This window comes from Novosphingobium sp. 17-62-19 (genome assembly GCF_002256775.1).
In the GTDB taxonomy this organism is placed as follows: Bacteria; Pseudomonadota; Alphaproteobacteria; order Sphingomonadales; family Sphingomonadaceae; genus Novosphingobium.
In genome coordinates this window covers 37791-60497 of the sequence record NZ_NCII01000002.1, presented here as the reverse complement: position 1 = coordinate 60497, position 22707 = coordinate 37791, and the positions used below count along the sequence as shown (strand labels likewise).

At 60.5% G+C, this 22707-nt stretch carries 13 protein-coding genes; 4 read left to right on the top strand and 9 right to left on the bottom strand.

The features are described from left to right. Positions 1-110 precede the first annotated feature (110 nt). The 4 genes from B7X90_RS00760 (at position 111) to B7X90_RS00745 (ending at position 8492) form a co-directional block, all read left to right on the top strand. Positions 111-3053, top strand: coding sequence for a TonB-dependent receptor (locus B7X90_RS00760; RefSeq protein ID WP_292620819.1), 2943 nt, complete (start codon positions 111-113; stop codon positions 3051-3053). A gap of 84 nt (positions 3054-3137) precedes the next feature. Then, positions 3138-4796: a carboxylesterase family protein gene (locus B7X90_RS00755; RefSeq protein WP_292620817.1), complete on the top strand. Its 1659-nt coding sequence runs from the start codon at positions 3138-3140 to the stop codon at positions 4794-4796. Between the two features lie 391 nt (positions 4797-5187). After that, the gene (locus tag B7X90_RS00750; RefSeq protein WP_292620814.1) at positions 5188-7497 is read left to right on the top strand and encodes a TonB-dependent receptor; all 2310 of its coding nucleotides are present in this window, start codon (positions 5188-5190) and stop codon (positions 7495-7497) included. 11 nt (positions 7498-7508) lie between these two features. After that, positions 7509-8492: an MBL fold metallo-hydrolase gene (locus B7X90_RS00745; RefSeq protein ID WP_292620812.1), complete on the top strand. Its 984-nt coding sequence runs from the start codon at positions 7509-7511 to the stop codon at positions 8490-8492. Between the two features lie 146 nt (positions 8493-8638). On the opposite strand, the gene B7X90_RS00740 is transcribed toward B7X90_RS00745, so the two are convergent. The 9 genes from B7X90_RS00740 to glpD form a co-directional block, all read right to left on the bottom strand. Beyond that, positions 8639-9151 carry a DUF3237 domain-containing protein gene (locus tag B7X90_RS00740; protein ID WP_292620810.1) on the bottom strand — a complete coding sequence of 171 codons (513 nt, stop codon included), beginning with the start codon at positions 9149-9151 and terminating at the stop codon, positions 8639-8641. 1 nt (position 9152) lies between these two features. After that, on the bottom strand, positions 9153-10838 hold the full coding sequence (locus B7X90_RS00735; RefSeq protein WP_292620808.1) for an alpha/beta fold hydrolase: 1686 nt from the start codon (positions 10836-10838) through the stop codon (positions 9153-9155). 2 nt (positions 10839-10840) lie between these two features. Then, entirely contained in the window at positions 10841-13021 is a 2181-nt protein-coding gene (locus B7X90_RS00730) for a TonB-dependent receptor (RefSeq protein WP_292620806.1), read from the bottom strand. Between the two features lie 187 nt (positions 13022-13208). Further along, a complete protein-coding gene (locus B7X90_RS00725) occupies positions 13209-14408 on the bottom strand; it encodes a hypothetical protein (RefSeq protein WP_292620805.1) in 1200 nt (399 codons plus the stop codon). A gap of 109 nt (positions 14409-14517) precedes the next feature. Next, positions 14518-15333, bottom strand: a complete 816-nt coding sequence (locus B7X90_RS00720) for a DeoR/GlpR family DNA-binding transcription regulator (RefSeq protein ID WP_292620804.1) — start codon at positions 15331-15333, stop codon at positions 14518-14520. 107 nt (positions 15334-15440) lie between these two features. Continuing rightward, positions 15441-18206: a TonB-dependent receptor gene (locus B7X90_RS00715; RefSeq protein ID WP_292620803.1), complete on the bottom strand. Its 2766-nt coding sequence runs from the start codon at positions 18204-18206 to the stop codon at positions 15441-15443. Positions 18207-18411: 205 nt separating this feature from the next. Then, positions 18412-19911: a glycerol kinase GlpK gene (gene glpK, locus B7X90_RS00710; protein ID WP_292620802.1), complete on the bottom strand. Its 1500-nt coding sequence runs from the start codon at positions 19909-19911 to the stop codon at positions 18412-18414. A gap of 97 nt (positions 19912-20008) precedes the next feature. Continuing rightward, on the bottom strand, positions 20009-20827 hold the full coding sequence (locus B7X90_RS00705) for an MIP/aquaporin family protein (protein ID WP_292620801.1): 819 nt from the start codon (positions 20825-20827) through the stop codon (positions 20009-20011). 23 nt (positions 20828-20850) lie between these two features. Then, positions 20851-22398: a glycerol-3-phosphate dehydrogenase gene (gene glpD / locus B7X90_RS00700; RefSeq protein WP_366409646.1), complete on the bottom strand. Its 1548-nt coding sequence runs from the start codon at positions 22396-22398 to the stop codon at positions 20851-20853. Positions 22399-22707: the final 309 nt, after the last annotated feature.

Genomic DNA, 22707 nt, shown 5'->3' with positions numbered 1-22707 from the left:
GCTCATCAGGGGTCGCTCTGGCAGTGTTCTATCGCGCTGCATCAGCGCCAATCGCGTCAGGCAAACAATAGACCGACCGATCTGGCGGCATCCATGGAGGGGTAAGCGACATGAAAAAGAACAATCTTTCGATTTGCGTAAGCGTGGCAGCATTGTCGCTAGGGATGCTCGGCGCGACCAGCGCTTCGGCACAGACCACCGGCGGGGCTGCCGCATCGATCAATTCGGAAGAGGCAGTCGCTCTCCCAACCGATGATCTGGCGGTGAACGATGACGCGGGCGCTGAAATCGTCGTGACCGGCACCAACATCACCGGCGTAAAACCCGTGGGCAGCGAGGCGATCACGCTGAATCGCGAAGCTATTCTGGCGACAGGCCAAACCAACGCTGCCGACGTGGTCCGCACGCTGCCGCAAGTGCGCAACCTCGGCGAATTCCGCGAAGGCGGCACGCAAGGCGGCAACAACAACCAGCAGGGCAACGCGATCAACTTGCGCGGTCTGGGCCAGGCTGCGACGCTGGTCTTGATCGATGGCCGCCGCATCTCCAACACGGGTGCCTCGCAAACTTTCACCGAAGCAAACGCGATTCCGCTGGCCGCGCTTGAACGCGTGGAAGTCATCGCTGACGGTGCCTCGGCCGTCTATGGGTCCGACGCCGTGGCTGGCGTGGTCAATTTTGTGATCCGCAAGGACTACGAAGGCCTCGAAACCTCGTACCGGGTCGGCAACAACAATGGCGGCTTTGAAGTCAGCCCAAGCATCACCGGCGGCACAAACTGGGAAATCAACGGCCTTGGTCGCGGCACCGTGCTGGTAAGCTACGAATACACCCATCGCGACCCGTTCCGGCGTGGCAAGAACGCCTATCTCCGTCAGGACCTTCGTCCCTTTGGTGGCGTCGACAACCGCCTTAACGGCACCACGGCCACAGCCGGTTACAATGGCAATATCGTTGTGCCGTCAGTCGATCCAGATGGACCGTTCGGGCCGCTGCAACCGCCGCAGAACACCGTGCTCCCGCGCGCCGGCGCAAACATCTATTATGGGCTGCCAACCGGCACAAACAACGGCCTGACCGCAGGATCCTTGCTGCTCAACCAGCCGGATCTGCTGGATTCCGCATACCTCAACGACTATGTCGGCGAAATGGAGCGGCATCAGGTGACCGCCTATATGACGCAAAAGCTTGGCGATGCGATCGAGGTCTTCTTCCAAGGCAGCTACAACAATCGCAGCACGATCTCCGAGACATCGCAGGGCGTGATCTCCAACGTGCAACTCCGCCCGTTTCTTTATGACCCGGTGACCAACACCCCCACCACAACGCCCAATCCCAATTACATCCCCGGCCTCGCGCCCGGCGCCTTGACGGTGCAGTACAACATGATCGACAGCGTCGGCCTGAACAACTGGACCGGCGAAAACGAGTCCTACAACCTGACGGGTGGCTTCCGTGTCGATCTGCCATCAGGCTGGCATGGCGAAGCTTATTATACGTATGGGCGCGATGAAGCCTGCAACTATTGCCAACTTGGCACGAACATCAACCCGGCCGCGCTCCAGTACCAGATCGATATCGGCGCAATCAATCCGCTGAACAATGTGACCAACCTGACGCAGGCCCAGATCGCAAGCTTCACCGGCGACAATATCCAGCGCAGCGGAAGCGGGATTGATGACCTGCTGGTAAAATTCGATGGGCCGCTGTTCACGCTACCGGGCGGCAAAGTCCGCGCTGCGATCGGCGGGGAGCGCAACAAGGTATTCAACTACAACATCAACGGCGCCAACCGCCCGTTCACAAACGAGTTCCAGCTCGACACTGACGAGAACAGCAGCCTTGGCGAACGGACGATCTGGTCAGCCTTCGCGGAAGTCTACGTTCCGGTTGTTTCGGCTGAAATGGACGTACCCCTGGTAAAGTCGCTCACGCTAAGCGGCGCCGTGCGCTATGACAGTTACTCCGACGTCGGCAATACGACCAACCCCAAGTTCAGCGGAACATGGGAAATCATCGATGCGCTGACCTTGCGCGGTTCATGGGGAACCTCGTTCCGTGCGCCAAACCTGCCCGACGTAAATCCGCGCGCAATTTCATCGGGCGGCACCTTCAATTACTTCTACCTCGGCAGTGATCCACGCATCCCCCAAGGCCCGATTCTGGCAGCATACGTCACCGGCGCAAATCCGAACATCGGACCGGAAAAGGCAACAACCTGGCAGATCGGCGCCGACATCGACCCCGTCAAAGGCCTGCGCCTTTCCGCCACCTACTACAACATCAGCTACACCAACCGCATTGCCGGGCCAGATGTCTTTGGCGCCTTTTTGAATCCGCTGACCTATCCAGACTACCTTGGATATTCGGACTTCATCTTCCCGATCAACAACCCGGCCAATTGCGTCAATGGCAACCCGGCAACCTACGACCCCACACTTGCCAACTATGCCGGACGAACCATTCTTTACGGTGGCGGCATTCTGGATGCGTGCCCTGTCGAGGTGCTTCTCGATGGGCGCAACACGAACCTTGCTGCCACCACGCAAGACGGCCTCGACGCAACCATCAATTACATCCACGTGATCGATGATGGCTCAATCTCGTTCAATGCGAGTGTGAACAAGTTGCTGAGCAACAAGCAGCAGGTCAATCAGGGCGATCCTTTCATCGACCGCATGGGCTTTTACAGTTCGCCGGTAGAATGGCGCGGTCGTGGATCGATTGGCTTCAACTATCGTGATTTCAACGCGATGCTGTTTGCCAACTACACCGGCTCGTACACCAATGATCAAGCCGTCAATGGCCTGGGCCAGAACGTCAATCCGGTCCGCGTAGACTCCTACACGACCTTCGACCTCAACCTTGGCTATGGCACCAACTTCGATGGCCGCAATCGCAGCTTCATGAAGAGCTTCCGGGCGTCGATCAATCTTCAGAACGTCACAAACAAGGCCCCCCGGCTGGCCTACACGACCAACGGCGTGTTCAATCCGGCGTATTCCAACCCGTTCGGCCGCACTGTGACCATGCAGATATCGGCAGGATTCTGATGTTTGGGCACCAGCGCTCATCAGAATGGGCGCTGGTTGCAAACTCTTGTGGGCCTTGGCTGGCCAATTCGGAGAATAGATACAATGCGCGGAAAATTGATCGTTCTGTTGTCGGCAGCGGCAGCAGTAGCCCTTCCCGGAGCCGCCTTGGCCCAATCGACGCAGATCAAGATTGACAGTGGAACCATTCGCGGAAGCGAGGAGGAAGGCGTCCTGAGTTGGAAAGGCGTCCCCTTTGCGCAACCACCACTGGGGGAACTGCGCTGGCGTGCGCCGCAACCGGTCAAGGCTTGGCAAGGCGTTCGCGAGACAACGCAGTACAGCAACGACTGTATGCAGATCCCGTTCGGTGGCGATGCGGCACCTTTGGGGACCACGCCTGCTGAAGATTGCCTCTACGCAAACGTGTGGCGCCCAACCGCGGCCAAGGGCAAGCTTCCGGTCATGGTGTGGATCTATGGCGGTGGCTTCGTCAACGGTGGCGCATCACCGCCGACATACGCCGGCGCCAATCTGGCGCGAGAGGGCATCATGTTCGTCAGCTTCAACTATCGCCTTGGCAGGTTTGGTACCTTTGCCTTGCCGCAGTTGACGGCCAGCAATCCAGATCAGGGCCGTCTCGGCAACTATGGCACGATGGATCAGATTGCAGCGCTGGAATGGGTAAAGCGCAACATTGCTTCCTTTGGGGGCGATCCGGCAAATGTGACGATCATCGGTGAAAGCGCTGGCGGCATGTCGGTGCACAACCTGCTCACTTCACCATTGTCGCAGAAATTGTTCCAGCGCGCTGTCGTCATGTCAGGCGGCAACGGCCGCACCGAAGGCGCCAAGTCACTGGCCGAGGTTGAGACGATCGGGCAGAATTTCGCCCGTCGCCATAGCATCGATCCGCAGTCCCCCGATGCCCTGAAAAGCTTGCGTGCGCTCACGGCAGAGCAGGTTACCGACGGGCTGAGCATGATGTCGCGGGGGCCTGGTCCTGAAACGGTGACGGGTCCGTTCCCCGATGGGAAAGTGCTGGTCGATCTGGATGAAGCCTATGCAGCCGGACGTTTTGCCAAGGTTCCGGTGATCATCGGTGCAACCAGCGCCGATATCGGTGGTCGGAGCGGCTTTATGGTCGCAGGTGCACGTGAGGCATCCGGCGACCTTGCCGATCAAAAGGTGCCTGTCTGGTATTATCGCTTCTCGTACGTGGCGGATTCGATCGGACAGCCCGGCGCGCAGCACGCTGCGGAAATCCCCTATTTCTTTGACAACACGGCCATCAAGTACGGCAGCGCCACGACTCCAAAGGACGTCAAAGTTGGCAAGCAGGTGAGCAAATACCTTGTCAATTTCGTGAAGACCGGAAACCCGAATGGGGCTGATCTTGTACAGTGGCCGCAGTTCACGCGTGCAGGCGACGAGATGATGGAATTCACCGCACAGGGAAGCACTGTCGCCCAGCGTGATCCTTGGGGCGCCGAAATAGACAATGAAAAGAAGCGCGTGGCCGAGGCCCGCGCTACCGGCCATTACCATAGCCTCGTCACGCCCATTGGCACGATGCTGGATGATCCAGCGGCAAATGAAGTGCTCAAGCGTCATTTGCCGGACTTCGTCAGCAGCCCACAGATCGGGATGGCTCGCGGCATGACTTTCAATGCCATCAAAGGCTACTTGCCCACCGTGCTGACCGACGAAAAGCTGCAAGCACTCGACGCGGATCTTGCAAAATTGCCACGCAAAACCCCTTGATGCCAGGGCTTCAGAAGCTGGACTTGCGAAGTATCGCGGGTCCAGCTTTGCTCGTTTTCAGTTCGTGATCCCTTTGACAAAATTGTCGAAATAGCGACCACAAAAATACAATGATAACCCGATCCAAAAGTCTGCGGTTGGCGGCTGATGGGCGCACCGAAGCTGCATCGTCCGGCCATTTGGCATCACTTGCATTCGGGCGCCAATCCAGCTGCCCCCGCCGGAGAAAACATAAATAAAGTATTGGTTCTAAAACCTTTCTGAAAGACGTGCTTTCCGCTTATTATTAATTTTGGGCATGGTCGGGCATACATAGCATCCATTTTACTAGGTATTCCAAACGTGCCAATTCCCCGCCCCATCAAAGCACAAACGTAATTGGGGAGTTGAAATGCGTAGTCTCTTTACAGTAGCGCTGTTGGCAGGTGCGGCATGGGCTCCGCAGGCAGCGATCGCCCAGACCGTAGCGAACGAAGCAACGCAGGCCGAATCCGAAAACACAGTTGGCCTTGGCGAGATCGTTGTCACCGCCCAACGTCGCGAGGAAAGCCTGCAAAAGGCCGCATTGGCGGTTACTGCCGTCACCGGCAACCAGCTGATCCAGTCCGGCATTACCGAGACGTCGAATCTGGGCAAACTCGTTCCGTCACTTGTCGTGCAGCCGACCGGCGGCACCACCAGCTTCTTTCTGCGCGGCGTAGGCACCAATTCGCAGAACAGCTTCTCGGAAAACGCCGTCGCCTTCAACTTCAACGGTATTTATGTCGGTCGCCCAACCGCCCCGGCAGGCGTGTTTTACGATCTTGAGCGCGTTGAAGTGGTCAAGGGGCCGCAGGGCACGCTCTATGGTCGCAACGCCACGGGCGGCGCGATCAACGTGCTGCCGCGCAAACCACAACTGGGCAAGTTCAGTGTCGAAGGCCTTGCCGAATATGGCAACTATGACAGCAAGAAGGGCTTCCTTGCGGTCAACCTGCCGGTCGGCGAAACCGTAGCGCTGCGCGTGGCCGGTCAGGTGGTAGACCGCGACGGTTACATTTCCGATGGCTACGATGATGACCGGGGCGAGGCCGTGCGCGCTTCGCTTCTGATCAAGCCATCCGACCAGTGGTCGATCACTTTCGTAGGCGATTACTACAACCAGCACGGCAAGGGTTCTGGCGCGGTCCTGCTGCCCAATGGCGTGTTTGCGGTGCCATCGCTGGATGACCGCGTCAGCATTTCCGATCCCATTGCCATTGCCGCAATCAACGGCTTTTCATCGCGCATCCCCGCCCCTCCGTTCTGCCCCGGCGGCTTTACCGCCAGCGGCTGCATCGAAAATGCCGGGTCCGACGGTTTTCTCGACAACAAGTTCTACGGTCTGAGCGCGCAAGTCGAAGGGGACATGGGCTTTGCGACTTTGACCGTCATCCCGGCATGGCGCCGTTCGGAAGCGAACTTCCGCACGTACCTGCCCGGCTTCCGCGGCGAAATCCGCGATGATGCAGATCAGATGTCGGTAGAAGCGCGGCTGGCTTCGAACGGTCAGGGCAAGCTTCGCTACGTCCTTGGCGCTTTCCTCTTCAACGAGGAACAGGACACGCTGAACTTCTTTCGCCAGGGTCGGCTGTCAACCACGCGCTTCACGCCGCGCCTGAAAACAGAAAGCATCGCCGCGTTCGGTCAGTTGACGTTCGCACTGACCGACACCTTCCGCCTTATTGCGGGCGGCCGCTACACCCACGAAGAGAAGTCACAGCGCACGGCGTCGGTATCGGGCGGGCTTCCCGGTCCAGTGGAACCGCCGCTGGGTGCAGCCTTTGGCGGTGAATTGAGCTTTTCGAAGTTCACATGGAAGGCCGGCGTGGAGCTTGATGCCGGACCGGCTTCACTGCTTTATGCAAATGTCGCCACCGGCTTCAAATCGGGCGGCTTCTTCGTAGCGGCTCCACCGACCAACGTCTTCGCGCCGGAAACGCTGACAGCCTACACAGTTGGTGCAAAGAACCGTTTCCTCGACAATCGCCTGCAACTCAACGTTGAAGCCTTCTACTGGGACTACAAGGACCAGCAGGTTACTTTCGTCGGCGGCGTTCGCACCGGCAACGGTATATTCGCACAAGGATCGCTCACCACAAATGCCGGCAAGTCGCGCATCTTTGGTGCCGAAGCGGATCTGCGCTTTGCCCTCACCCGGAACGACATCTTCAACGCCAACGTCCAGTACCTCAACGGCAAGTACAACAGCCTGACAACGGCCAACTTTTCGCCAACAGGTGCACCGGTGGCAACGGGATGCACCACGCTAGGTTCACGACTGGCCAATCCGGGCATCAACAACGCCCGCTTCTATGACATCGACTGTTCGGGCAGGCCCACGGTCAATTCGCCGCGCTGGTCGGCCAATATCGGATACGAACACACGTTCGAACTGGGCGGAGATCTGGAACTCGTGGCCGGTGCGCGCTCCAACATCGAAGGCAGCCGATTCCTCAACTCGAACTTCCGCGAGGTTGAGCGGCAGAAGGCTTACATGATGTCGGACGCCTTCCTCACCTTGGAAGGCCCGGACGACAAGTGGACGATTACTGCATTCGTCAACAACATCGAGGACAAGGAAGTCCTGGCCCGGGCCGGTACGCGGCCGATCCTCGACTTCCCGATCGGAACCCTGCGTCCGCCGCGCACATACGGCGTTCGCGTTGGTTTCAACCTTTAAGGAATGTGAAGATGCGCCACCTGCTCTGCACCGCCGCGATGCTGATCGCTTTTGCTCCTGCGACGGGGATCTGTGCAGAAGCAGCGGCCGCCGTTCAGCCCATGGTGAACCAGTTCATCACACTGGGGACCATGGGCGGGCCGGTTCCCGATCCGCAGCGTTCACAACCGGCAAACGCCATCGTGCGCGGAAACCGGGTCTATCTGGTGGATACGGGCGATGGCACGGTGGAGCAGCTGGCGCGGGCGGGCCTGAACTTGTCTGCCGTCCGCGCGGTGTTCCTCAGCCATCTGCATGTCGATCATATTGGCGGCCTTTCTGCCGTGATCGGACTGCGGCTGCAAACCGAGACGCGCGAAGTTCTGCATATCTATGGCCCGCCCGGCACGCGCGAACTGGTTGGCGGGATTGTCGCTTCGTTGCAGCCTTCGGCAAGAGCCGGATATGGATTGCCGGGCCGCGTCTGGGCGCCGCCGCAGAGCACCGTTTCCGTGATTGAACTGCACGATGGCGAGACGATCAAGGTTGACGATTTTGCCGTGAAAGTGGCGCAGAACAGCCACTATGGCTTTGCGCCCGGTAGCGTGGACGAGCGCAACTACAAATCGTATTCCTACCGCTTCGATATGCCGGAACGATCGATTGTCTACACGGGTGATACTGGGCCGAGCAAAGCCGTGGAAAAGCTGGCGCAAGGCGCAGACCTGCTGGTCAGCGAGATGATCGACCTTGACGCCACGCTGGCGCGCGTGGCCCAGGTCAATCCCCATATGCCCGCAGACGTGAAAGCCAGCATGGTGGAGCACCTCACTGCGCACCACCTCACGACCCAGCAGGTCGGCCGTCTGGCAACCGCAGCGCGTGTCAAGGCGGTGGTGGTCACCCACTTCGCTGGAGGGCTCAGCGGTGCCGACGCCGTTCGCAAAAACGTGGCAGCCATCAAGGCGGAATTCGCTGGTGCCGTGACCATCGCAAACGACCTGGACCGCTTCTGACAGCGAACGCCCACGCGGGCTACAAGGCGAATGTAACCGTGCTGGTGGGTCAATTTGTTCCCTTTATGTTTCCCCGGGGAAACACGCTGGAGATGTGCGATCAGGCCTGATCTGCGCCCGCACCAGATGGCGTTTGACTGGCGAAATCAAAGCACTTCGTAGAAGCGCAAGACCACCTGTTTCAGCGTGCCGTTAGGGTCCATCACGGGTTCGATGGTCGATGTGAAGATCGACTTGTTCAACCAATCATGGGGGCCGACAGGCGCGGTGAAGATCGGATTGGCCCGGGCATAGGCTCCGCGCGCCTTATCGGGCGCGCAGCCGAGGCCGACGTTGCGCACGTGGATCAGGCTCTTGTCATCGGCGCGGATGAAATAGTCCGCTACGATTTCGGAACAGCCGTCCTTGCGGATCAGTTGCCAGTCTGCGCCGCCGGGCACCACCGTGCCATTGAGCGCCGGGCCTTTCACCGTCCCGCCGAGCAAACCAATGCGATTGCCCGCCCCACGCGGCCCCTCACCCGCCGGTTCCCCCGGTTCAAGGTCCACCCGTTCCTCAAACACAAAGCGCAGCGCTGGGGGCGCGGGGTCTGCTGCCAGTGCGGCCACGGGACCGGTGGCAAGCAGGCCTGCTACGGCAAGCATAATCGTGCGGATCATCTCAGGCTCCGATAGGTTGGGTGGCAACCAGCGTCCATGCCACGAACAGGCCTGACACTAACCCGGCAGGCACGACCGTGCCAAGGCGGCGTTGCGACACCGCGCCGAACAGGCCGACGAAAGCGAGGAACACCGCCACGCCAATCGTCTGGATCACGCGGAGCCCTTCGGCGGGGATCAGCAGATGCCCGGTTGCCGCCAGCACCCCGTATTGCGCAGCAAGGAACAGCACAAATCCGCCCGACATCGCCGCCATGGCGCGCACCGTCGCGCTCGTCAGGCTCCCCTGCTCCAGCGGCGCAACCGCTTGGATCAACCGCAGCGAGGCCAGACAACTAGCGATGAAGAATGGTGCATAGAGCAGGAAATCGTGCGCACGCTCTGCCGAAACTGGCCGAATGGTGATGAACCACCACCCCGGATTAACGTGAAACATCCTGTCGGCGCACAGCACGAGGAGATAGGCCGGAAGCAGTGCCAGCACGGCAACGGGAATGCCAGACGGCAATTCGCCAAGGCCTAGACCCGCACCTTTACGCCGCAGTACCAGCGCGGAAAGTGCAAAGCTGAGCAAGGCCCATCCGGCAATCTGGTTGGTAAAGGTCTGGCGGAACAGGGCATTCTGACCCAGCAGCGCTTCCGTGGCCATGCAAGCGGGGATGAACAGCAGTGCAGGCACGATGGCAATGGCGGCAAGTTCAGCGTTGCGTCTTGCCGAACCGGGCTTGGCGGCGGGCAGCGAACTTTTTGCCGGACCGGCCGCTATCAGCCCCGCAATCATCAGCGGCACGGCCAGCAGGGCAAGGAACCCGCCAAGTTCGCGCCATGGCCAGATCTGGTCCTGCGCCGGGATCGGCTTTGCGCCGTCGAGTGTTTGCGCAAACCATTCCAGCGCAGGCGTGATGCCGCTGGACGACTGGTGCAGCCACGCGTGAGTAACATCGGGCGTCAGCAGCTTGCGCGCGCTGCCATCGGCAGGGTTGCCATAGAGCCTGCCCGGCACGACCGGTTCGGTGCTGCCGAAAAGATCGCGCAGCTTCTGGACGGAGCCAGTCTGCAGTGGCGCTTCCGGCCCCCACATGAAACCGCCGAATTCATCGCGCGTGCCGTAAACCACCAGCAGGTTGCGCGGAAAGGCGCGGGTGCCTTCGGGCGCAAAGGGCGCGCCGACGCTGGAGCCTTCGAGCACCAGTGAACGGTAGCCATCGGGATGGGCCTTTGCGGCGCTCAGCACTGTCCAGCCGCCCATGCTGTGGCCTTCCAGCCCGATGTTGTTGCGGTCAACAAACGGAAGAGAACGCAAATGGGCCAGTGCATCGGGACCGCCAAAGCCATCGGCAAAGGCCACCGGATCGCTGCCGCCGTGCCCGCGCTGATCGGGCGCCAGCACGACATAGCCGCGACGGGCATATTCCGTGGCAAAGTTGCCCTGCATCTCCGCACTGTTAAGATAGCCATGCACCGCCAGAATGGCGGGTGCGGGGCGTTGCGTCGTGGCGCTTTCCGGGCGGAACAGCAGCGCGCGCATGGTTGCGCCGCTTTCACCCCGGAAGTGCACTTCGGAAACGGTTACCCCATCTCCTGCCTGAATCCTTGCGGCAAGGAACAGGCCGGCCAGTGCGACGAGCAAGGCGGCAAGGGCGACGAGCGCCCCTGCCTTTGCTCCGGTGGACACGCCGCGCAGCACGATCAGAACTTCGCCTGGAAATCAACGCCATAACGGCGCGGATAGGGCACGGTGCCAAAGCGCAGGTTGGTGTTGGTTTCAATGCCGACGCCAACGAGCGTCTTGTTGTCGCTCAGGTTCTTGCCCCACAGGCCCAGCTCATACTTGCCATCGTCGAACGAGACGCCAACACGCGCATTGTATTCTTCAAAGCCGGGCGTGCGGCCAAGGCTGAAGGGGAACACATCGTCGTTGTAGGCCGTGAAGAACTGCGAGCTTTTGTGCACCATATCACCATGTAGCGACAGTTCAGCCGATCCGCCAAGCGGGACGGTATAGTCCGCCGCCGCGCTCATCGAGAACTTGGGCGCTTCGATCATGCGGTTTCCGGCAAGGTCGGTGCCGTTCAGGACAAGGCTGGTGTACTTTGCGTCAAGGTAGCCAAGCCCGGCCGACAGACGGAACTGCGGCGTGACGGCGGCATTGATTTCAGCCTCGATCCCGTTGATGCGCGAACGCCCCGCATTGACCAGTGCCTGATTGATCACCGAGATCGAATTGATGAACTGCTGATCCTTGAACTGATAGTGGAAGGCCGAAAGGTTCAGCGTGACCTTGCGGTCCAGCAGGCGGCTCTTGATGCCAACTTCATAGGCATCGAGGAATTCCGGCTTGGCGATGTTCAGATCGCCCGGAAACACCAGCGCGCCACCGTTGAAGCCGCCGCTGCGATAGCCGCGGGCGTACTGGGCAAAGGCCATGAAATCGGACGAAGGCTTGTAGCGCAGGCCAAGACGCCCGCTCGGCTGGGTTTCGGTGTAATCGACATTGGTCGTCGGGATACCAAGGCCCGGAATGTTCACCACGCTGCGGAAATTGCGCATCGTCGCCTTGTCATGTGTCAGGCGGATGCCGCCATAGAGGCTGACGGTGGGTGAGAAATCGAAGGTGCCGTCCATGTACCCTGCATAGGACGTGCGGGTCTGCACGTAGGTCTGGCGTCCGTCAAAGCCGCCATTGAACTGCGAAACGTGGAACAGATTGTCGAGCGAGTCACGGAAGTAATAGACGCCCGCGATCAGGTTGAACGGCCCGTCAAACTGCGTCGAAAGGCGCAGATCCTGCGAATATTCCTTGGTCTTGGCTTCGAAGTCGAGCGCAAGCAGGTTGGCCGCGCTGCCATCGCCATCGACTTCATTGAGGAAGTAGCCCTTCAGGTAGGACGAGATCGAGGTGAGCGTGACGTTGCCCAGATCCTTGTTCAGCGTCAGGCTGATCCCATCGCCGCGCACGCGGATGCGGCCATCGCGATTGTAGTAGCCTTCGCGCGCGTCGAGCGTTTCGCCGGTGACAGGATCAACGCGCGGATCGAAGCCGAAGGCGTTGGTGTTGCCGGGGAGGTAGCCGGTGACATTGGTGCCGACCGCTTCGGGCGAGCTGCGGGTATAGCTGTAACGCAGGGTGGCGTCGAAGCCTGCATCGTCCTTGTACTTCAGCGCGGCGCGCAGGGCGACCTTATTGAAGTTAGACTTGTCGTGGCCACCGGGCTGAAGGTTCTTGACGAAGCCATCGCTGTCGCTGGTGTTGAACGAAACGCGCAGGGCAAGGCGATCTTCCACCAGCTGCGTGTTGGCAGCGCCCTGAAGGCCGACGTAGCTGTAGTTGCCGAGTTCGCCGGAAATGAAACCCGACGTATCGAACTGCGGCGCACGGGTGACATAGCTGACGGCGCCGCCCACCGTTTCCTTGCCGAACAGCGTGCCTTGCGGACCGCGCAGCACTTCGACACGGTCCATGTCGAACAGCTGTGCGCCGCCCAGGAACGAGGCGCGGACGAACACTTCGTCATAGAAAATGCCGGTGGGCGACGATGCGTTGAGATCGAACGCCGACTGAGCGATGCCGCGCACCGAGAACTTGGGCTGATCTTCGTTGCCCAGCACGCTGACCGACAGGTTTGGCGTCTGGCGGGCGAGTTCGGTGCCACTGCGCATCTGCAGCGTGCCGAGCGAGGAACCGGACACGGCGGTGATCGCAATCGGCACGTCCTGCACGCTCTGTGCCCGCTTTTGGGCGGTGACGATGATTTCGTTTGGATCGTTTGCTGCGGTATCTTCGGCGGTCTGGTCCTGCGCGTGTGCAGGCATGGCCAAGGCCATGACAAATGTAGCAGACACGAGCAGATTCAGGCGACTGGCGCGCATGGTATTTCCCTCCATTGACGGCCTCACCCACCTGACGGGGCGACGGCCAGCGAATTTCTGATTTTCCTTTGGTTCGTTTTCGAATCCCAAAATAGCGGCCTATTTGAATTCGGCGCGGCAAAGGGATGCGCGAGGAGGTGCGCGGCAGCAGGATCTCGATGGGAAGATGGTTCTGGCGCGGGCGGCGCTACCAGTAGTTTTCCAGCGCCTTCTGGCAGCGGGACTGGGCCGAAATGATCGGCGCGGCGGGCGCGTTGCCGATATGATCGAGGATCTGCCGGCTGGCAGCCAGCAGTTCGCGCGCCGCTTCATCGGGCAATTCCGCGCTGCGCGTGCGGCGCATCAGGATGGACGAGGCCAGCGCCCGCGCGACGAAATGCAGCAGGGGATTGTCTGCCATATCGGCAATATCGCGGATGAAACCATACCACGCCTTGCCCAGTTCGGTGCCATTGGCCGCGTGCTGCATCAGGTGGAACGAGCGCTGGATGCGCACTAGGCCATCGGCGCTGCAACGCTCGCGTGCCAGCTCGATCATGCCGGTGTTGATATTATCCAGCACTTCGCGGCAGGCAGAAGCCGATACGCCATTGGTGGCAAGATAGGCATTGGCGATATGGAGCGCGCGCCCGGTTTGCGGCGCGGTGGAAAAGACGCCGCCGCTGCGGCCGCGACGCACTTCGACCTGCTGGGCATCGGTCAATATGCGCACGGCCTCTACCGCGATTTCCAGACTGACGCCATAATCCGCAGAAATGCTGGCGAGCGACCCCAGCGCCACTTCCGATGCGCGCGATAGCGTGATTTCATCGAGCAGACGTGCAGCGAGCCATCCGGCAAGACTATCTGCACGCAGCGATATGGCGCTGGCTGACTGGACACCTGCTGAGGCGCGCAGGTTCTGTTTCAGCAGCGATCGCAGCATCTGGCCAAGCGCATCGTCCCTGCCCGCCACCGCAGGCGCGAGCCACTTTCCGGCTTCTTCGACGGTATCGGCAGGACCGCACAGATCCAGTTCTTCCCCTACCGCGCTCAACGCCTGATCGAGTGTGGGCGTGACGACCCACAATCCGCCAAGCCCATTGCCGCCGCGTCTTGGTTCAAGAATGCCGCGCAACTGGAGAATCCGGCTGGTTTGCCGCACGATGCGCCGACCAACCTTGAACTCGCGCGACAGGACGCCTTCTGTGATTGGGCGCAGCAAATCGGGGCCATTGCACACGACCTGTTCGATCCTGTCGGCTATGGACGAAGACGTGGACGGGCGCATCCCAGGACCGTTGATGACCTGCCCGAACAATTCCCTTGCGCGGGCGAGCGAGGGCGTATCGAGGGCAAGGCCTCCGGTTGTTTCGGCACCCGGGTGCGAGATGATGGCGCTGGCCATGGCGTGCTCCAGACGGGCAGTTTGTGCACCGATCAAGGGAACATCGGCATTGCAGACCGTGCGATCGTCATCAAGGCGAACTTTCGGGCTGTCCCGAATAGGGGCCGGATCAGCCTCTTTTGTCTTCGGAGCGATGCACGCCTGCATCAGTCGCTGGCTGACCAGTCATGATCACCTGAACCTCACCCTGTTCACACACGCCAAGCAGAGCCGGGTCATCGATGTGGTCGGTAACAAACACGTCAAGGTCACTGATGTGCCCGATGCGCACTGGCGCATTGCGGCCCAGCTTGGTCTGATCGGCGACGAGTATGACCGAGCGCGAGTTCTGCACAATGGCGTGCGACACTTGCACTTCGCTGAGATCGAAATCGAGCAGCGAACCATCGGAATCGATCGCGCTGGAGCCGATGACGGCAAAATCCACCTTGAAATTGCGGATGAAATCCACCGCCGAAGGGCCGACCGACGCGCGATCCGAATGGCGAATCCTGCCGCCCACCACGATCACCTCGATGGCAGGGTTGGGCGTGAGTATATCGACCACGTTCAGATTGTTCGTGATGACCAGCAGATTGGTGCGTTTGGCCAGAGCGCGGGCCACGGCCTCGGTCGTGGTGCCGATGTTGATGAATAGCGAGGCGCCATCGGGGATCAAGGCCGCTGCGGCAATGCCGATGGCGTCCTTGCTTTCGGCCGCCAGTTTGCGGCGTGCCTCGTAACCGACATTTTCCACCCCGGAGGCGACGATGGCCCCGCCATGGACGCGCGTCAGCAGTTCCTGCGCGCAAAGTTCGTTGAGGTCCTTGCGGATGGTTTGCGGCGTGACGGAAAGCTGCACGACCAGATCGTCAACACTGACGCGCCCGCGCTGCCGTGCAAGCTCTACGATTTTCCGCTGCCTGGCACTGTTCGATTTGCTCATGCGGCTGCTTATGGAAACAGGCGCGGAATTTCACAACACTGCACTTGGCATGTAGTTGCCAGAAGGGTCCGAAGCCTGCCGTCTGGCAGGCTTCGGATGGAGGTATCTCAGAACTTCTTTGACAGCGACAGGCCGATGACCCGGCCCAAAGGATTTGCCGTTTGCGGATCGAAACCGCCGCCGCCGTTGCCGTTCGACGCGATGTTCACAAAGGGCGGATTGGTGTCAAACAGGTTGCGCACGTCAAGCCCGATACGCACGCCATCGAGCACGGCGTTGTCCGATGCAAAGGCATAGGCAAAGCTGGCGTCGACCGTGGTGTAGGATGATACGCGCTGCACCGGCGTGGCAAGGTTGTTGGTGAAGGCATTGAGGTAGTTCACAAAAGCAAAGGCCGTGATCGGGCCATTGCTCCACCCCGCTGACCCGCGTGCACGGAACCGCAACGGATAGCCGATGGTGTTGACCACATTCTCCACCGGCGCGCCGGGCGTCTGCGACAGGCGGTAGTTGAAGAAGTAGGTGCCGCTTACACCAAGATCGAACTGGCCCGCGCTGTCGGTGGTGATGCGATGGCGCAGTTCGAAATCGAGGCCGCTGGTCCGGGTGGTAGCCAGATTCTGTTCACGCCCATCGACGAAAACGGCAGGCGCGGGCAGGATCGGGCCGAACACCGGCAGGGGCGAAGGATCGGGGCCAACACCATTGATGAACTTGTCGATCAGGGCCGAACAGGCCGCCGACGGACAGGTGTTGATGACGCCTGCAAAGGGCGCGGGGTTCTGCAGGATGTTCAGGTTGCTGAGGTAGGAACTGATCTGGTTGCTGTAGCTGATGTTGAAATAGTTGACCGAAATCTTGCTGCCGGGGCTGGAATTCGGCTGCCATTCCGCACCCAGCGACCAGGTGGTTGCCGTTTCAGGCTGTAGATCCAGATTGCCGCCGCCAGTGGTGTAGCCGAGTACGGGACCGGTGGGTGTGGCATATTGCTGCACGAACACAGCAGCTACTGGCCCAACCAATTGCGTCAGACCCGGCGCGCGGAAGGAGCGCCCATAGCTGCCGCTGAACTTGACACCTGAACCCGCAAACCAGTTCACCCCGACCTTGGGATTGGTGGAGCGCCCCACGACAGAGAGCTTGGTGGTGCGGATGCCAAGGTCGATTTCCAGCTTTTCCACACCGGGCATGGCATTGCCTTCACCGATGATGGGCAGCAGCAGTTCGCCGAAGAACGCATCGGAATTGCGCGAAAGGTTCTTGAGCCCGCCAAAAGCTGGAGCAGAATTCTCTGGCGTGCCGAGGATAAGGCCGTTAGTCACCTTGTCGGTCTGCCGCTGATAGCCCACAGCCATACGCACGTCGCCGCCGGGCAGCGTGATCACGGAACCATCCAGCTTCACTTCACCCACATACTGTTTGCTGATGCCTGGGGCAGCAAACAGATCGTTGTTGATGGATTGCAGCACGGCCAGACTGTTGGGGCCAAACAGGTTGAGCGCGGTTGCAGGATCGGTGCTGGCGAGCGCCGCAGCCACTTGCGGCGAACTGGCGTTGATCCGCACCTGATAGGCCAGATCCTCGTTCCGGCCATAAGTGCCAGTGACGGTGGCCTGCCAATCGGCCCATAGCTTGGCATTGAGGCCAAGGTTGATGACGTAGTTTTCCGATGTTCCCCGGTCGGTCCAGGTGTTGCCCAGCGCCTGCCCGCCGAACGCGTAATCGACCGTAACCGAAGTGGCGTTGCTGCCCGCAGGTGCAACGAAATAGGGGTTGGCATTGGTGACTGTCAGCGGGCCTGAGGCAAAGGGCACCTGCCGCTGCGATTTTCGGTTCGAATAGTGTCCATCGGCAAACAGACGAATGCCCGATGTGATTTCCTGGTTGAACGTCATCGCGGCTGTGAACTGGCGGACTTGCGGGATCAGATCCTGAAACTTCAAAATGTCGCACCGATTGGTGGTACCTGCCACAAGCTGCCCTGCTGTGGCCTGCGTGACCCCGCCTTCGGGGATGGCATAGGTGGTGCCGTTGGCGATGATCGTGCCAGGATAGCAGCCGGTGCCGCGATTATCCGCTCCGCCGCGATCGCGCAGGTCTGCCGAATAAAAGTCGCGGTCCATCCCGCTTAACGCGCTGCGGCGCGTATATTCCGCCCCCACAGTGATCTGCCCCGTTGACCAGCGGTGACCGGCAATGGCGTTGATCTGGTATTCATCGTAATCATCGGCAAAGCCATAGCGCCCGCCGACCTGCAGACCTTCGAAATTGCGGCGCGTGATGAGGTTGACCACACCGGCCACAGCATCCGAACCATATGTTGCCGAAGCACCATCGGCCACAATGTCCACGCGTTCCAGCATGACCGTGGGAATGACCGAGGGATCGACGGTAAGCCCCACGGTGCCGGCCGGAACTGCGCGGTGGCCGTTGATCAGGGTGAGCGTGGCATAAGGGCTGAGGCCGCGCAGGTTGATGGCATTGCCATAGGTGATATTGCCCGCCCCACCCGTGCCGCTGCGCGAATTTTCGGAAACGCCGAAGTTGAAGATCTGTGGCTGCAATTGCAGGATCTGGTTGGTGGTGACCGCGTTCACCGCCTCGATCTGCTTGCGGTCCACCGTGATGAGCGTCGATCCGACCGGCGCAACGCCACGGATCTGGGTTCCGGTGACGACAATTTCTTCGCTGACCGGCGCATCGGTGCCTGTTTCAGCGGCACCGCCCGTGGTGGCATCGCCCGAAGTTGCATTGGTGGATTGGGCCGAGACTGGCGCGGAATGAAGCGCCAGCAGAGCTGCCCCCGCCAGCAGCACCTTCGCATGGCGCGCCGCCACGCAAGCCCGGATATTGTTCGAGACGTCTTTCCTCATCGCTCCGCTCCCATTTGCATTCGGACTTGATGACCGATTCTTGAAAGCGCTTGCAAATGCACGTGAAGCGAACCCTCTGTCAACTCAAAACGAACGAAACGAATTTCGTTTTGTGGACTCGTACCGCGTGAGATGTCCAAACACAAAGGCCCCCCGAACCGCAGTCCGGGGGGCGAAGCGTTTTGCCGACACTGGCTGATGCGTATCAGTCTGGGTGCTTGTAGAGCGCCTGCGCCACCGCCTTGCGCCAGCCTGCGACCATCTTTTCGCGGGCGGGGATGGCCATTGCGGGTTCGAACCGACGTTCCAGCGCCCAGATCTCTTCCAGCGCGGGCAGCCCGTCCCACACGCCGGTGGCCAGCCCCGCCAGCGAGGCTGCTCCCAGTGCCGTAGTTTCGACAATGCCGGGCCGTTCAACCGGGGCCATCATGATGTCGGCCAGAAACTGACAGAGCCAGTCGTTGGCAGCCATGCCTCCGTCCACGCGCAGCGCGCAGGCGGCCGGGCCAATGTCGGCGCGCATCGCTTCGACAAGATCCATCGTCTGATAGGCCACGGCTTCCAGCGCCGCACGCGCCAGATGGGCCGCCGTGGCATCCAGCGTCAGCCCGCAGATCAGGCCCCGCGCCTCCGGGTCCCAATGCGGCGCGCCCATGCCCACGAATGCGGGCACCATGTAAACGCCGTGACTATCGGACACGCGGGTGGCCATATCGTGTGTTTCGGAGGCATGGGTGATGATCCGCAGGCCATCGCGCAACCACTTCACCGCCGCGCCTGCCACGAAGATCGAGCCTTCAAGCGCATAAGTGGTGACGCCACCGAGGCGATAGGCCGGCGTCGTCAGCAGCCGGTTGCGCGACATGACTGGCGTGGTGCCGATGTTCATCAGGGCGAAGCAGCCAGTGCCATAGGTCGATTTGGTCATGCCCTGATGGAAGCAGCCCTGACCGAACAGCGCGGCCTGCTGATCGCCTGCCATCCCGGCAATCGGGATCTCCCGGCCGAGGATGCTGGCGTCCATGTGACCGAATATGTGCGCATTGTCGTGCACTTGTGGCAGCACGCTGGCAGGAACATCGAACAGGTTCAGCAGCGCGTCATCCCACTGCTGCTCCACGATGTTGAACAGCAGCGTGCGCCCGGCATTGGTGGGGTCGGTCGCGTGGACTTTGCCCTGCGTCAGGCGTGAAAGCAGGAAGCTGTCGATTGTGCCGAAAGCCAGATCGCCCGCTTGCGCCTTTGCCCGCGCACCGTCCACGTTGTCGAGAATCCACGCCAGTTTGGTGGCCGAAAAATAGGGATCGAGCAGCAAGCCGGTCCGCGCGGTCACATCTGCCTCAGCGCCTGATTGCTTCAGCTGCGCGCAGAGATCAGCCGTGCGCCGATCCTGCCAGACGATGGCGTTGTAGACCGGCTTGCCCGTCGCACGTTCCCACACGACCACGGTTTCGCGCTGGTTGGTGATGCCGATCCCGGCAATGTCCTCTACCGCGATGCCCGCTTTGGCCACCGCTTCGCGCAGCACCGTGACGGTATCGTTCCAGATGTCTTCAGGATCGTGCTCGACCCAGCCAAGCTGCGGATAGTGCTGTGGAAACTCGCGCTGCGCCACCGATACGATGCGCGCCTTGGCATCAAAGACGATGCATCGCGTGGATGTGGTGCCCTGATCGATGGCAAGGATGAAGGGTGCGTTGAACATGACGGTCCTGTCCTGTCTGAAAGAAGCGGTTGTAGCGTTTCTGCGGCGGCAATACACGGCCATCAGGCGCGTTGCATCTGCAACCGCTGACCATGTACTATCCGGCGGGATCGAACCCGGCGGGCGCGGCGTGGCGCGATGGCAGGAAGGGGCGGATCAACCACTGGTAGATGGACGCGCCAACCAGCCCGCCGCAGAACGGCCCGGCAACCGGCACCCACCAGTAATTTCCTGCCGCCGGGAAAGCCGATGGCCCCCAGCCGGCAAAGAACGCGAACAGCCGCGGCCCGAAATCACGCGCCGGGTTGATCGGCCAGCCTTCCAGATAGCCCGCACCGCCACCGATCATCGCCACCAGCAAGCCGATGATCAACGCGCTCGAATTGGCTTGCGGGGCCTGCGTGTTGTATTCCTCGGTGATCGCGAAGATGCCCAGCACCAGAATGGCGGTCAGCACGATTTCGTTGAAGAACGCGCGAATGGGCGTGATTCCCGCACCGGGCGAAGTAAAGAACACACCGCCTGCCCCGCCCTGTTCGCGCGTCAGGCCGTGCAGCGTGTTGAAATTGTCGATGATCGGCGTGAACATCATATAGACGATCGCACCCCCCAGAAAGGCACCGAGCACTTGCGCGGCCCAGAACGGTACGACCTTGCGCACCGGAAACTGCCGGTAGACCGCAAGAGCCAGCGTGACGGCAGGATTGGCGTGCGTTCCCGACACGGCGCCCGTCACGTAGATCGCAATGGTCACCGCAAGGCCCCAGGTTATGCAGACCCCCCAATAGGCGTTCTGGTAAGGGCTGGGATCATAAAGCAGCAGCATGGCTGCGGCGCTTTCGCCGATCACGATGATGATCAGCACGGCAATACATTCTGAAATCAGTTCACCGATGAAGGCCTTCTTTGAGCCCATGATCCCCTCCTTTTGGTGTTGTTTTATTGCGCTTGCGCCAAGGTGCGCGATTTTTGGGCGATGTAGTCATCAATCTCGGCGTGGCGATCCGCTGCCATATGCAAGCCCAGTTTTGATCGCCTCCACAGAATGTCTTCTGCAGTCGTCGCCCATTCTTCCCGCAGCAGATAGTCGACTTCGGCCTGGCTGAGCCCTCCGCCGAAATCGCGCCCCAAGTCCGCGATCGAGCGCGCGCCTTTCAGGATGCGGCGGAAGCGTGTGCCATAGCTTTGGCCAAGGCGTTCGACCGTGGCAGAATCAAGGAAGGGTGCTTCAACTGCAATGTCCTCAAAAATTCCTGCAAGGCCGCGTGGCCCTGCATCGCCTCCCGGCAGGGTGGCCGTGGCGGTCCATGCAGTCCCCATGTGCGGCAAATCTACCTGAAGCATATCGGCCGCACGTTCGCCCAGCGCGCGATGCGTGGTGATTTTGCCGCCAAAGACCGACAGGAACGGCGCACCGCTCTGTTTGTCGTACTTCAGCACATAGTCACGGCTGATTTTCGAGGGGTTGTCGGACTCATCATCGTACAACGGGCGCACGCCGGCGTAAGTCGAAACCACGTCTTCCGGGATCAGCGGGGTGCGGAACCAATCCGACACCGCCTTGCACAGATAGGCGATTTCGGCGAAATCGACGTCAACCTTGTCGGGCGATCCTGCCCAGTCGACGTCGGTCGTGCCGACCAGCGTGAAATTCCCCTCGTATGGGATCGTAAAAATCACCCGGCCATCGTTGTTCTGCAGCAGGAACGCGTGATCGCCTTCATAGAGTTTGCGCGTGACAAGGTGGCTGCCCTTGATCATGCGCAGCGACCCGCCCGCGCTTTTCGGGGCAAAGGCGCGGGCAAAATCGGCGGCCCACGATCCGGTGGCGTTGACGATGGCGCTTGCGCTGACGGTGAAAGGCGTGCCGCCAGCAGGGTGCAACTGCGCCTGCCATTGTCCATCGACAACCTGCGCCGCATCAAGCCGCGTCTGTGTCATGATCGTCGCGCCACGTTCTGCTGCGTCGAGCGCATTGGCAACCACGAGCCTGCTGTCATCACCCCAACAATCGGAATAGACGTAGCCGTGCTGCACTTCGCCCTTCAAGGCGGCCCCCATCGGATCGCTTGCCAGCTTTACCGAGCGCGACCTTGGCAGACGGCTCTTGCCGCCCAGACGATCATAAAGGAACAGCCCCGCCTGCATCATCCAGCGCGGCCGCATTGATCGGTCATGTGGCAGGACGAACGCCAGCGGACGGATCAGGTGCGGAGCGGCCTGCATCATCCGCTCCCGCTCTGCCAAGGATTCGCCCACCAGACGGAATTCGTACTGTTCGAGATAGCGCAATCCGCCGTGGATCAGCTTTGTGCTGGCAGACGATGTGTGCGCGGCCAGATCGTCCTTTTCCACCAGCAGAACCCGTGCGCCTCTGCCCGCAGCATCGCGCGCAATCGCCGCCCCGTTGATCCCGCCACCGGCCACCAGAATGTCGTAGTGTGTCATCATGGCCGCCATGTGCGCGACAAACGATACGAAAGTCAATTATGTTCGTTTGTATCGTTTTATCAGTCATAAAATCAGAGATTTCCGCCACCCGGGCAACATGCAGCATAGGCCTTGTCCCCATGGGTCTTGGCACATTTCATTGAATGGAAACCAAATTTCTAAGGAATGACACTATCTTCGTTTGGAAATACGCAGTGCCAGGGCAGGCTGTCTGACACAAAATCGCACACGCCGCCTGGGGATGGCAGCAGAAAGAGCATAAAAACGAAAACGATGGCTTGCGCCGGATATGCCGCGAACCTAAGACCGATGCAAGCGTATGCATTCGAGCTGGATGCGAAGCGC

What these genes read in the sequence shown, in the direction of transcription:
- B7X90_RS00760 (WP_292620819.1), top strand. Translation starts at nt 111, where the DNA reads ATGAAAAAGAACAATCTTTCGATTTGCGTAAGCGTGGCAGCATTGTCG.
- B7X90_RS00720 (WP_292620804.1), bottom strand. Translation starts at nt 15,333, where the DNA reads ATGAGCAAATCGAACAGTGCCAGGCAGCGGAAAATCGTAGAGCTTGCA.
- B7X90_RS00745 (WP_292620812.1), top strand. Translation starts at nt 7,509, where the DNA reads ATGCGCCACCTGCTCTGCACCGCCGCGATGCTGATCGCTTTTGCTCCT.
- B7X90_RS00730 (WP_292620806.1), bottom strand. Translation starts at nt 13,021, where the DNA reads ATGCGCGCCAGTCGCCTGAATCTGCTCGTGTCTGCTACATTTGTCATG.
- B7X90_RS00725 (WP_292620805.1), bottom strand. Translation starts at nt 14,408, where the DNA reads ATGGCCAGCGCCATCATCTCGCACCCGGGTGCCGAAACAACCGGAGGC.
- glpK (WP_292620802.1), bottom strand. Translation starts at nt 19,911, where the DNA reads ATGTTCAACGCACCCTTCATCCTTGCCATCGATCAGGGCACCACATCC.
- B7X90_RS00750 (WP_292620814.1), top strand. Translation starts at nt 5,188, where the DNA reads ATGCGTAGTCTCTTTACAGTAGCGCTGTTGGCAGGTGCGGCATGGGCT.
- B7X90_RS00740 (WP_292620810.1), bottom strand. Translation starts at nt 9,151, where the DNA reads ATGATCCGCACGATTATGCTTGCCGTAGCAGGCCTGCTTGCCACCGGT.
- B7X90_RS00755 (WP_292620817.1), top strand. Translation starts at nt 3,138, where the DNA reads ATGCGCGGAAAATTGATCGTTCTGTTGTCGGCAGCGGCAGCAGTAGCC.
- B7X90_RS00715 (WP_292620803.1), bottom strand. Translation starts at nt 18,206, where the DNA reads ATGAGGAAAGACGTCTCGAACAATATCCGGGCTTGCGTGGCGGCGCGC.
- B7X90_RS00705 (WP_292620801.1), bottom strand. Translation starts at nt 20,827, where the DNA reads ATGGGCTCAAAGAAGGCCTTCATCGGTGAACTGATTTCAGAATGTATT.